The sequence below is a fragment of the Streptomyces sp. NTD107 genome, from assembly GCF_059510435.1.
In genome coordinates this window covers 327374-339022 of the sequence record NZ_JCAJZV010000001.1, presented here as the reverse complement: position 1 = coordinate 339022, position 11649 = coordinate 327374, and the positions used below count along the sequence as shown (strand labels likewise).

The window sequence follows — 11649 nt, the reverse complement described above, 5'->3', positions numbered from 1 at the left end:
CCGTTCCCGTATCCCGGGTGCGGAGGCACATGGTTCCACCTCGTCAAGCGCTCCGACAAGATCTTGAGGGTGACAGAAAACCATGGGCGTGCCGGGGAGTTGCAGGTGACGGACGCGGAGGAATAGCAAGATCGTGTCAGTTGGCGCGGGGCGGGGCGTGGGCTACCCTCCGACGCGGGGTGTGTGCCTCCGTTTCAGCCCACCTCGCCGACGCGGAGCCCTCGTGAATGTCACGATCGTCTTTCCCCCCGCCGCTGATCCTTCGCTGCCGTACGGCGCGCTGCCGCTGCTGGGCGCGGTCCTGACCCGGGCCGGTTACGCGGATGTGTCGCTGCGTGATGTGAACCTTGAGGCGTTCGACGATCTCTGGAGACCGGACGCGCTGGCCGAGGCGCTGCACCACGAGGATGTTGCAGGCCGGTCGAGGGGTGCGGCGGCGGAGCTGATCGCGGACATCGACGTGGCGCGCGCCATTCTGCGCGACCCGGTCGACTTCTACGATCCGATGAAACTCCTGTTCGCCAAGCGCCTCTTCCACCTGGCCGGCGATCTGCTGTCGGCATCGCATCCGCGGGTCAGGTTCGGCAAGTACTCCTACTCGCCCAGCTCCTACGACTCCTACGCGGAGATCGAGGAAGCCGTAAGGACCGACGCCGGCCCGCTCGCCCGGTACTTCGAGACGACCACCGTTCCGTCGCTGCTCGCGGCGGCCCCGAAGGTGATCGGCCTGTCCGTCCCGTACTTCTCCCAGCTGATCCCCGCGTTCATCCTGGCCGACCGGATCCGCGCGGCCGATCCCGGCATCCACATAACCTTCGGCGGCCCGGTGATCACCTGGGGCAAGGACGTGCTGATGGCGGACGGGCGGTTCGGACGCTGGCTGGACTCCTTCTTCGTCGGCGAGGCCGACGAGACGTTCCTGCACTTCGTCGACGCGCTGCACGGCAAGCGCGACCCGGCCGCCGTCGCCAACATGGTCCGGTACGTGGACGGCCGGGTGATCAGCCAGCTGGATGACCACTACCAGCTCGATCTGGACTGGTCGCCCACCCCGGACTTCACGATGATGCCGATGGACCGCTACTTCGCGCCCAAGCGCATCATCTGCCTGATGCCCACCCGTGGCTGCTACTTCAACAAATGCGCCTTCTGCAACTACGCGTTCATCAAGATGACGCCGTACCGGATGCGCTCGCCGCAGCTCATCGCCGAGGATGTCGCCACCATCCGGAAGGCCACCGGCGAGGACGTGTTCTCGTTCGAGTCCGATGTCATGCTGCCCCTGCACCTGAAGCGGATATCCGAGGCCCTGATCGCACGCGGCACCGACATCAAATGGCACGGCGTGGCCCGCTTCGAGAAGGGCATGACGGACGAACTCTTCGCCACCATGCGGCGGGCCGGCTGCGTACGCCTGTACATGGGGATGGAGAGCGCCAACGAACGCGTGCTGGAGGCGATGGTCAAGGGGACCGACCGGCAGCGGATGTCGAACATCCTGCGGATGTGCGGTTCGGCGGGGATCTCCGTGGAGGCCGGGGTGTTCAGCGGCTTCCCGTCCGAGACGGCGGAGGAGGCGGACGACACCTACCGCTTCGTCCGCGACCACCGGCATGTCATCGCCCGCGCGGACGTGGGCACGTTCCGGCTGCTCAAGGGCGCTCCCATCGCCGACACCCCGGAGAAGTACGGGATCATCGTGCTCGGCGACCCCAAGAAGCGCTGGTACCACCTGGATTACCGGCACACCGATCCGGAGAAGGTGTCGGACGGCGCGGCGGCCATGGAACGCATCCAGCGCCTCTACCCGGAGGTCGCCCTGATCGATGTGCCGGAGGACATCCTCTACAACGCCGATGTGGGCCCGGACGCGTTCCGCCGGTTCTTCGCCGCCGCCGGCGAACCGGTGTCCCCCCGCGCGGCGGTCCCGGACGAGGCGACGGTCGCCCTGTCCACGGACTGCGCGTTGCAGCGGGTCCATGTGGCCAACTCCGGGGCCGTGCACTTCGACGATCCGGCCGCACCGGACGCGCGCCCGGTCTTCGAGGTGTCGCGCATGACGCTGACCATCGCCGTCGACCGGGCCTCCTCGGCCCTCTACCCCCTCAGCCGCGCGGAGGAGTTCGTCCTGCGCCGGCTCGGCGAGGGCCCGGTCCCCGCCGCCGTGCTGCGCGCCGCGATCCAGGAGTACGCGGAGTCCGCCGCCGAGCACGACGACCGGGTCGACGTGACCCTCCTGGACCATCTGGTGGCCCTGGGGGTCGTGGTGATCCGGCCGGCGGACGTCGTCACCACGGCTTCCGGCCCGTCCCCCCGACCGCACGCCCGGTCGGCCGACTGACCGCAAGATGGCCGCGGCCGGCACCGCACCGCTCCCCCGGGCACGCGTGGGCAAGGCCCAGGAGCGCGCCGGACACGACGACGTCCGCCACCGTGGCCGCCGGCCGGGCAGCGGGCCGGCCGGGCAGGGGGCCGGCCGGGGCGGGGCTCAGCCCAGCCGCAGGTTCCACTGCCCCCGCGCACCGTGCAGGCTGACCACCGACAAGGGGTAGATCTCGGTACGCCAGTACGCGTGCGGCGGCGCCTTCAGCGCGTACAGCATCGCCGCCCGGATCACCGAGGGTTCGGTCACCGCCACGATCCGGCCGTCGTCCGCGAGGGGGCGGGTGTCCAGCCAGCCGCCGACCCGGGCGATGAAGGACAGCAGCGCCTCCCCGCCGTGCGGCGCCGCGCGCGGGTCGCTCAGCCAGGCGTCGACCGCCGCCGGTTCGCGCGCGGTCACCTCGCCCAGGGTGAGTCCGTTCCAGCGGCCCATGTCGCAGTCCCGCAGCGCCGGCTGGGCCAGCGGCGCGTACCCGAGCACCTCGCCGGTCTGCCGGCTGCCGGCCGTGGGTGAGCAGTAGCGCAGTTCGGCGGCGGCCAGCGGGGCCAGCGCCGGCACGGCCCGTTCCAGCGCCTGCCACCCGGCGGCGTCCAGCGGGCGGTCCTCGCCGAAGCGGGTTTCCAGCAGCAGGGAGGTGCGGGCAGCGGCGATCAGCGTGACCAGCATGGCGCGATGGTATGAGCCACCTGTGTACCGCACCACTACGGCGACGTAAATCTCCAGGGGTTTTATCCGGGCCCCGGCACCGGCCACGCCGCGCGCAGCCGCCGCACCCCCTCGCCGATCTCGCCCACCCCCGCCGCCGGCGCGAAGCTCAACCGCAGCTGCGCGGACGGCGGTTCGGCCGCGAAGTACGGGCCGCCCGGGGCCAGCGCCACCCCGGCGCGCAGCGCGGCGTCCGCCACCGCCGCCGGGTCGGCGCCCTCCGGCAGCCGCAGCCACAGGTGGTAGCCGCCGCGCGGGATGTGCGGCAGCGGTGCGCCGGGCAGCTCGGCGGCGAGCGCCGTGGCCATCGCCGCCCGGCGCAGCCGCAGTTCCGCGGACACCGTACGCAGATGCCGGGCCCAGGCCGGGGCGCTGATGAGTTCCAGCGCGGTCTCCTGGAGCGGGCGCGGCACGAAGAAGCTGTCGACCACCTGGATCGACCGCAGCCGTTCGAAGGCCGGACCCCGCGCGGCGAGCGCGCCGACCCGCAGGCTGGGCGAGGTGATCTTGGTGAGCGAGCGGACGTGCACCACCACCCCGTCCGGGTCCTCGGCGGCCAGCGCGGGCGGCAGCGCGCCGGCGTCGTCGTGGGCCAGCCAGCGGGCGAAGTCGTCCTCGATCACAAAGGCCCCGGCCGCCCGTGCGGCGGCCAGCACCCGCCCCCGGCGTGCCGGGTGCAGCACGGCGCCGGTCGGGTTCTGGAACAGCGGCTGGCACACGAACACCCGGGCCCCGCTGGCCGCGAAGGCCCGCTCCAGCAGGTCGGGCCGTACCCCGTCCTCGTCCACCGGCACCGGCACCGGGCGCAGCCCGGAGGCGCGGGCGGCGGCCAGCAGCCCCGGATAGGTGGGCGATTCGACGAGTACGGCCGAGCCCTGCGGGGCAAGCGCGCGCAGCGCGGTGGTGAGCGCGCTCTGTCCACCGGCGGTGATCAGCACCCCGGAGGGGGTGACCGCGCCGCCCGGGCCGCCGATCTCCCGGGCGAACCAGGCCCGCAGTTCCTCGATGCCCTCCATCGGCGGCCGGTCCCAGGCACCGGGCCGCCGCCCCGCGCGGGCCAGCGCCGCCGACAGCGCCCGCTCGGGACGCAGCCCGGGCGGCAGATAGCCGCCGTTGAACTCGATGACGCCGGGCGGCGGCGCGGCGAGGGTGGCCAGTACACCGGTGGCATCGGCGCCGCGCGGCCCGCCCTCCGCCGAGGTGTCGGCGGTGAGGGCGACTTCCTGCCAGGAGGTGTCGCCCGGGGCGGGTGCGGCGCTGCGGGGTGCGGCCCGGAAGGCGCCGGCCCCGGGGCGGGTGACCACCAGCCCCTCGGCGGCGAGCGCCGCGAGCGCCCGGGAGACGGTGACCGGGCTGACCCGGTGCCGCTGGACCAGCACCCGACTGGACGGCAGCTTCTCACCCGGAGAGTAGCGGTCCAGCTCATCGCGCAGAATGCGCGCCAACTCCCCCTCACTGCTACTCTGATGCATGACAGCACAGAGTAGCGCTATTCTCCCCAGCGCGATAGCGGTCGCCGACCGGCGGACCCCCGACCGGGGCGGCCTCGCCCTCGCCGCCCTCGGCGTCCTCGCCTTCTCCTTCACCCTCCCCGGCACCGCCTGGGCCATGGACGGCTTCGGCCCCTGGACCACCACCTCGCTGCGCATCCTGCTGGCCGCCTTGATCGCCGCCGTCGCGCTGCGCGTCACCCGCGCCCGCCGCCCCGAGCGCCGGCACTGGACGGGCCTCGCCGTCGTGGCCGGCGGCACCGTCATCGGCTTCCCGCTGCTCACCGCGCTCGCCCTGCAAACCTCCTCCACCTCGCACTCCGCCGTGGTGGTCGGCCTCCTCCCGCTGACCACCGCCGTCTACGGCACGCTGCGCACCGGCAGCCGCCCCTCCCCCGCGTTCTGGGCCGCCGCCCTGGCCGGCGCCGCCGCCGTGCTCGTCTTCACCGTCAGCACCAGCGGCGGCACTCTCAACCAGGGCGACCTCTATCTCGCCGCCGCCCTGCTGGTCACCGCCGCCGCCTACGGCGAGGGCGGCCGGCTCGCCCGCGAACTGCCCGGCTGGCAGGTGATCTCCTGGGCCCTGCTGCTCTCCCTCCCGCTCGCCGCACCCGCCGCCGCCCTGGCCCTGGCGGCCGAGCCGGCCGAGCTGACCGCCCGCTCCCTCACCGGGCTGCTGTGGGTGGCGCTGGTCTCCCAGTTCGTGGGCCTGGTGGTCTGGTACCGGGGACTGGCCCGGGCCGGCGTCGCCCGCGCCAGCCAGCTTCAGCTCGCCCAGCCGCTGCTCACCCTCCTGTGGGCGGTACTGCTGCTGGACGAGCACCTGACCTGGGCGGCACCGGTCACCGCACTGGCGGTCCTGGCCTGCATCACGGTCACCCAGCTGGCGCCGTCCCGTCCCGGACCTGCCAGGACGGGCAGCCGCCCATAGACTGATAAGTGGCGAGAACATCAGCCGGCAGGCATCAGAGAGCACACCCCAGACGCGACGGGCGACGGGAGGGCACACGATGCGAGCGAAGGCGGGCGACCGGATGGTGACCCACGGCAGGACCGTGGGTCAGCAGGACCGGGTCACCGAGATCACGGAGGTGCTGGGCCCCGACGGTGCGCCGCCGTACCGGGTCCGCTCCGAGGACGGCCACGAGAGCGTGCTGTCCCCCGGCCCGGACACCGTGGTGGAGCACGTGGCGGACCGGCGCGCCGGCGGCAAGGACAAGACCAGGGGCAGGACCGGCCGGCGCCGCCGGCGGACGGGCCCGATCTGACGCATCCACCGGCACCGCGCCCGGCCGCCGGCCACCGGCCCGGCTATGTGCGGTAGTGGTCCTGGTGGACCCGGGTCATCGCGCCGATCGGGTCGCGCACCACATGCGCGGCCGAGTAGAAGGAGTTCCCGCCGACCACCGGGTACTGCCGGCACAGCGTGAGATGACGGGAGAGTTCGGCCGGGTCCTGCCAGGCCGCCGGCTGGGCGGCGTCACCGGCCTTGTACAGGGCCTCGCCGATGTACAGCGCCACCCCGGTGCCCTCCGCGACATCCGCCCACCAGCGCACCAGCGTCGCGTAGTCGGCGGGATCGTAGCCGATGTTCCAGTAGAGCTGCGGCAGTACGTAGTCGAGCTGCCCCTCCTTGACCCACTTGCGCACATCCGCGTACAGATCGTCGTACGTCTGCACCCCGCCCCGGGTGGCCGAGCCGAGCGGGTCGGTGGACTGGTTGCGCCACACCCCGAACGGGCTGACCCCGAACGGCAGCCCGGGCTTGAGCTCCGCCACCCGGTCCCGCATCTCGGTCACCAGCAGATCGATGTTGTGCCGCCGCCAGTCGCCGCGATCGCGGAAGTCCCCGCCGTGCGCGGCATAGGCGGCGGCGTCGTCGAAGGTCTGGCCCGCCACGGGGTACGGATAGAAGTAGTCGTCCCAGTGCACCCCGTCGATGGCGTAGTGCTCGACTGCGTGGCACATGGCGTCCTGGACGAAGGCCCGCACCTCGGGCAGCCCGGGGTTGTAGTACATCCGCCCGCCGTACGTCACCACCCACTGCGGGTGGGTACGGGCCGGGTGGTCCTTCGCCAGCGCCGCCGGATCCGCGTGCATCGCCACCCGGTACGGGTTGAACCAGGCGTGCAGCTCCAGGCCGCGCGCATGTGCCTGGGTGACCGCGAACTCCAGCGGGTCCCAGCCCGGATCCTTGCCCTGGGTACCGGTCAGCCAGTGCGACCACGGCTCGTACGGTGAGGGCCACAGGGCGTCGGCGGTGGGCCGCACCTGGAGGAAGACGGTGTTCAGGTTCCAGCCGGCCGCCGCGTCCAGCAGCGCCGTCAGCTGCTGCTTCGCCTCCGTGGCCGACAGCCCCTGCTTGCCCGGCCAGTCGATGTTGGCGACCGTCGCGATCCACATGCCGCGCAGCCCGGCCGCCGCGTTGCCCGGCCCGGCCGCGCCCGCGAGCCCGCGCTCCCGGGGCCCACCACGGGGCCCGCCGCTCGCCGACGCCTGGGAGAACGTCAGCACCGAGGCCAGTGCCCCGACCGTGGCGGTGCCGAAGATCCTGCGGCTGACTCGTCCCACTGCGTGCCCCCTGGGGTGTCGATCCTGCGTACTGCGCTGCCCGGCGTATGCGTACCACCGCCGCCCCAGCTTCGTCCAAACCCCTTGCCGTGATCCGCCCGTGACACACCCTTATGCGAACAACATTCGACAGTTAACATCAGCGACACGCACTTCTGGGAGCGCTCCCATCGCTTGATCACTTCCACGCACCCTCCACACCGCCCGCCCGGCGGTCTCATCATGAGAGGAGCGCTCACGTGCGCAGCTGGAAACCGGTAACCGCGATCATGGCCGGCCTGGCCCTGGCCGCGGGACTGCTCACCACGGCCGCCCCCGCGGCCTCCGCCGACGACATCAGCGCCCAGGCGTACACCTGGAAGAACGTCCAGATCGGCGGCGGCGGCTTCGTCCCCAGTTTCGTCTTCAACCGCTCCGAGCCCAATCTCGTCTACGCCCGCACCGACATCGGCGGCGCCTACCGCTGGAACCAGCCCGCCCAGGAGTGGGTCCCCCTGCTGGACTCCATCGGCTGGGACGACTGGGGGTACACGGGCGTCGCCTCGATCGCCTCCGACCCGGTCAACCCCAACCGGGTCTATGCCGCCGTGGGCACCTACACCAACGACTGGGACCCCAAGAACGGCGCCATCCTGCGCTCCGCCGACCGCGGCCAGACCTGGCAGCGCACCGAACTCCCCTTCAAGCTCGGCGGCAACATGCCGGGCCGTGGCATGGGCGAGCGGCTGGTCGTCGACCCCAACAACAACAACGTCCTCTACCTCGGCGCCCCCAGCGGCCAGGGCCTGTGGCGCAGCACCAACGCCGGCGTCACCTGGTCGAAGGTCACCTCCTTCCCCAACCCCGGAAGCTACGTCCTCAACCCGAGCGATCCCTGGGGGTACGAGAACGACATCATCGGCGTGGTGTGGGTGACCTTCGATCCGCGCACCGGTTCGGCCGGCTCCACCACCCAGACCCTGTACGCGGGGGTCGCCGACCTGAACCAGAGCATCTACCGCTCGACCAACGGCGGCCAGACCTGGGCCCCGGTGCCCGGCGCCCCCACCGGCTATCTGCCGCACAAGGGGGTGCTGGACGAGCGGACCGGCGACCTGTACATCGCCACCGCCGACAACCCCGGCCCGTACGCCGGCGGGGACGGCGAGGTGTGGCGGTACAGCACGAGCACCGGCCAGTGGAAGGACGTCTCCCCGGTGCCGGCCGGCGGTGACCGCTGGTTCGGCTTCAGCGGCCTGACCGTGGACCGGCAGAATCCGGGCACCGTGATGGTCACCGGCTACAGCTCCTGGTGGCCGGACACCCAGATCTTCCGCTCCACCAACGGCGGCGACAGCTGGACGGCGGCCTGGCAGTGGGGCAACTACCCGCAGCGCACCAAGCGTTACACGATGGATGTGTCCTCGGTGCCGTGGCTGACCTTCGGGGAGAATCCGCAACCCCCGGAGGAGACCCCGAAGCTGGGCTGGATGACCGAGGGCATGGAGATCGACCCGTTCAACCCGGACCGGCTGCTGTACGGCACCGGGGCCACCGTGTACGGCACCACCCAGCTCACCAACTGGGACCGCAACCAGACGTTCACCGTGCGCCCGTTCGTCAAGGGCATCGAGGAGACCGCGGTCAACGATCTGATCTCCCCGCCCTCGGGCGCCCCGCTGCTCAGCGCCCTCAGCGACATCGGCGGCTTCCGGCACACCAATGTGCAGCAGGTGCCGTCGATGATGTTCCGGCAGCCCAGCTTCGGCACCACCACCAGCCTCGACTACGCCGAGCTGTCACCCAACATCGTGGTCCGGGTCGGCAATCACGTGGGCGACGGCAGCGATCCGCTCATCGGCTTCTCCGCCGACAACGGCGCCAACTGGTGGTCCGGCTCCGCCCCGGGCGGCGCCAGTGGCGGTACGGTCGCCGCCGCCGCCGACGGCAGCCGCTTCGTGTGGAGCCCGGCCGCCGGCGCCGGCGTGCACTACTCGGTGGGCTTCGGGAACTCCTGGGCCGCCTCCCAGGGCATCCCGCAGGGGGCCAGGGTCGAGGCGGACCGGGTGAACCCCAGCCGCTTCTACGGCTTCCACCAGGGCACCTTCTACGTCTCCAGCAATGGCGGGGCGACCTTCACCGCCTCCGCCGCACAGGGGCTGCCGGCCACCGGCGAGGTACGGTTCGGCGCCGTCCCGGGGCGCACCGGCGACATCTGGCTGGCCGGCGGCGGGCTGTGGCGCTCCACGGACGGTGGCACGACGTTCTCCCGGGTCAGCTCGATCAACGCCGACAACATCGGCTTCGGCGCGCCGGCCCCGGGTCAGTCGTACCAGGCGCTGTACAGCAGCGGCGTGGTGAACGGGGTGCGCGGCATCTACCGCTCCACCGACACCGGGGCGACCTGGACCCGGATCAATGACAACGATCACCAGTGGGCGTGGACCGGTGAGGCCATCACCGGCGATCCGCGGATCTACGGCCGGGTCTATCTGTCGACGAACGGCCGTGGGGTGATCTACGGCGACACCGCGTAGCCGGTCCGGTGGGACCGGCCGCCCGCGCCGGTCCCACCCCCGCTCCCCTTCCGCCCGCCCGGTAACGTCGGGGCCGACCGACCGAACGTGGAGCGGACAGCACCGGACCAGCGAAGGGGCACGTGTGAAGGACATCGAACGCGTCGGAGTGGTGGGCTGTGGCCAGATGGGTGCGGGCATCGCGGAGGTGTGCGCGCGGGCAGGGCTTTCGGTGCGGGTCGCCGAGACGACCGGGGAGGCGCTGGAGTACGGCCGTACCCGGCTGGTGAACTCCCTGGACAAGGCGGCCGAGCGCGGCAGGATCACCGGACAGGAGCATGAGGAGATCCTGGGGCGGCTGACCTTCACCACCGATCTGGGCGAGTTCGCCGACCGTGATCTGGTGATCGAGGCGGTGGTGGAGAGCGAGCCGGTCAAGACTGAGATCTTCCAGGTGCTGGACCAGGTCGTCACCCGACCCGACGCCATTCTGGCCTCCAACACCTCCTCCATCCCGCTGGTGAAGCTGGCGGTGGCCACCGGCCGGCCGCAGCAGGTGATCGGCATCCACTTCTTCAACCCGCCGCAGGTGCAGCGCCTGGTGGAGCTGATCCCGGCGCTCACCACCGGGGAGGAGACGGTGCGCCGCGCCGAGGCGCTGGTCCGGGACGTGCTGGGCAAGCACGCCATCCGGGCCCAGGACCGCTCCGGCTTCGTGGTGAACGCGCTGCTGGTGCCGTATCTGCTGGCCGCCGTGCGGATGTTCGAGTCGGGGGCGGCGACCCGTGAGGACATCGACAACGGCATGGAGCAGGGCTGCGCCCATCCGATGGGGCCGCTGCGGCTCACCGATCTGATCGGTCTGGACACGGTGGCCGCGATCGCCGACAGCATGTACGAGGAGTTCAAGGAGCAGTTGTACGCGCCGCCGCCGCTGCTGCGCCGGATGGTCGCGGCCGGCCAGCTGGGCCGCAAGAGCGGCGCCGGCTTCTACTCGTACGGCTGAGGGCGCCGCCCGCCGTCAGGAAGCCCGCTTGCGGTTCGCGGTCTTCTTGGCGGCGGCCTTTTTGGCCGTGGTCTTCTTCGCGGTGGTCTTCTTGGCCGCGGTCTTCTTGGCGGGCGCCTTCTTCGCGGGTGTCTGCTTGCGCGCCGCCGTCTTCTTCTTGATCGGCGTGACGGTGGCCTCGGCCTCCCCCTCGCCGCGCTTCTCGCGGGCGGTGCGCACGCTGTCCTCCAGCGCCGACATCAGGTCGATCACCCGCCCGCCGGTGGCCGGCCGCTCGGTGACCTCCTGCGGCACCCGCCCCTCCAGCTTGGCGCTGACCAGCGCTTCCACGGCCGCCCGGTACTCGTCGTGGAGCTCGGCCATGTCCACCGAGCCCAGGGTGTCCATCAGGGTGTCCGCGAGATCCAGCTCGGCGTCCCGGACGGTGACCTTCTCGGCCGGCACCACCCCGGTGGCGGGCCGGATCTCATCGGGCCACAGCAGGGTGTGCATGCCCAGCACGTCCTCGCTCTCCCCCTCCAGCGCCCGCAGCAGCGCCAGCGTCTCGCGCCCGCGCATCGCCAGCTTGGCGATGGCGCCCTTCTCGCTGCGCCGCAGCGCCTCCCGCAGCAGGGCGTACGGCTTGACGGCGCCGGTGTCCGGCGCCAGGTAGTAGGAGCGGTCCAGCTGGTACGGGTCGATGCTGCTCACCGGTACGAAGCCGAGGATGTCGACGGTTCGGGCGGTGGGCAGCGGCATCGCGGCGAGATCGTCGTCGGTGAGCTGGACGACGGAGCCGTCCGCCGCCTCGTACGCCTTGCCGATCTCGTCGCCGCCCACCTCCTCGCCGTCCAGCTCGCACACCTTGCGGTAGCGGATGCGGCCGTCGTCGGCGGTGTGGATCTGCCGGAAGGACACCGAGTGGTTCTCGGTGGCGCTGACGACCTTGACCGGGATGCTGACCAGGCCGAAGGAGATGGTGCCCTTCCACAGCGATCGCATCGTTAGCCCCTTTTGTTA

9 protein-coding genes are annotated in these 11649 nt (G+C 71.9%); 5 read left to right on the top strand and 4 right to left on the bottom strand.

Translation table 11 applies throughout. The features are described 5' to 3' along the window. Window positions 1–223: 223 nt before the first annotated feature. Window positions 224–2341, top strand: a complete 2118-nt coding sequence (locus AC5WRL_RS01565; protein ID WP_496086385.1) for a B12-binding domain-containing radical SAM protein — start codon at window positions 224–226, stop codon at window positions 2339–2341. Window positions 2342–2488: 147 nt separating this feature from the next. On the opposite strand, the gene AC5WRL_RS01560 is transcribed toward AC5WRL_RS01565, so the two are convergent. Both AC5WRL_RS01560 and AC5WRL_RS01555 read right to left on the bottom strand, forming a co-directional pair. After that, window positions 2489–3049, bottom strand: a complete 561-nt coding sequence (locus tag AC5WRL_RS01560; protein WP_496086384.1) for a histidine phosphatase family protein — start codon at window positions 3047–3049, stop codon at window positions 2489–2491. Window positions 3050–3111: 62 nt separating this feature from the next. Continuing rightward, window positions 3112–4560, bottom strand: a complete 1449-nt coding sequence (locus tag AC5WRL_RS01555) for an aminotransferase-like domain-containing protein (protein WP_496086383.1) — start codon at window positions 4558–4560, stop codon at window positions 3112–3114. On the opposite strand from AC5WRL_RS01555, the gene AC5WRL_RS01550 reads away from it, so the two are divergent. Beyond that, entirely contained in the window at window positions 4559–5509 is a 951-nt protein-coding gene (locus AC5WRL_RS01550) for an EamA family transporter (RefSeq protein WP_496086382.1), read from the top strand. The two genes, AC5WRL_RS01555 and AC5WRL_RS01550, sit on opposite strands and share 2 nt — an antisense overlap. Before the next feature lie 79 nt (window positions 5510–5588). Further along, window positions 5589–5846: a DUF1918 domain-containing protein gene (locus AC5WRL_RS01545; protein ID WP_496086381.1), complete on the top strand. Its 258-nt coding sequence runs from the start codon at window positions 5589–5591 to the stop codon at window positions 5844–5846. A 43-nt stretch (window positions 5847–5889) separates the two neighbouring features. On the opposite strand, the gene AC5WRL_RS01540 is transcribed toward AC5WRL_RS01545, so the two are convergent. Beyond that, entirely contained in the window at window positions 5890–7149 is a 1260-nt protein-coding gene (locus AC5WRL_RS01540; protein ID WP_496086380.1) for a glycoside hydrolase family 10-like protein, read from the bottom strand. 269 nt (window positions 7150–7418) lie between these two features. Here AC5WRL_RS01540 and AC5WRL_RS01535 point away from each other — a divergent pair, with 269 nt between their 5' ends. Both AC5WRL_RS01535 and AC5WRL_RS01530 read left to right on the top strand, forming a co-directional pair. Further along, window positions 7419–9665, top strand: coding sequence for a WD40/YVTN/BNR-like repeat-containing protein (locus AC5WRL_RS01535; protein ID WP_496086790.1), 2247 nt, complete (start codon window positions 7419–7421; stop codon window positions 9663–9665). Between the two features lie 124 nt (window positions 9666–9789). Continuing rightward, window positions 9790–10650, top strand: coding sequence for a 3-hydroxybutyryl-CoA dehydrogenase (locus AC5WRL_RS01530; RefSeq protein ID WP_496086379.1), 861 nt, complete (start codon window positions 9790–9792; stop codon window positions 10648–10650). A 15-nt stretch (window positions 10651–10665) separates the two neighbouring features. On the opposite strand, the gene ku is transcribed toward AC5WRL_RS01530, so the two are convergent. Next, on the bottom strand, window positions 10666–11631 hold the full coding sequence (gene ku / locus AC5WRL_RS01525; protein WP_496086378.1) for a non-homologous end joining protein Ku: 966 nt from the start codon (window positions 11629–11631) through the stop codon (window positions 10666–10668). Between the last annotated feature and the right edge of the window lie 18 nt (window positions 11632–11649).

What these genes read in the sequence shown, in the direction of transcription:
- AC5WRL_RS01560 (WP_496086384.1), bottom strand. Translation starts at nt 3,049, where the DNA reads ATGCTGGTCACGCTGATCGCCGCTGCCCGCACCTCCCTGCTGCTGGAA.
- AC5WRL_RS01550 (WP_496086382.1), top strand. Translation starts at nt 4,559, where the DNA reads ATGACAGCACAGAGTAGCGCTATTCTCCCCAGCGCGATAGCGGTCGCC.
- AC5WRL_RS01555 (WP_496086383.1), bottom strand. Translation starts at nt 4,560, where the DNA reads ATGCATCAGAGTAGCAGTGAGGGGGAGTTGGCGCGCATTCTGCGCGAT.
- AC5WRL_RS01545 (WP_496086381.1), top strand. Translation starts at nt 5,589, where the DNA reads ATGCGAGCGAAGGCGGGCGACCGGATGGTGACCCACGGCAGGACCGTG.
- AC5WRL_RS01535 (WP_496086790.1), top strand. Translation starts at nt 7,419, where the DNA reads ATGGCCGGCCTGGCCCTGGCCGCGGGACTGCTCACCACGGCCGCCCCC.
- ku (WP_496086378.1), bottom strand. Translation starts at nt 11,631, where the DNA reads ATGCGATCGCTGTGGAAGGGCACCATCTCCTTCGGCCTGGTCAGCATC.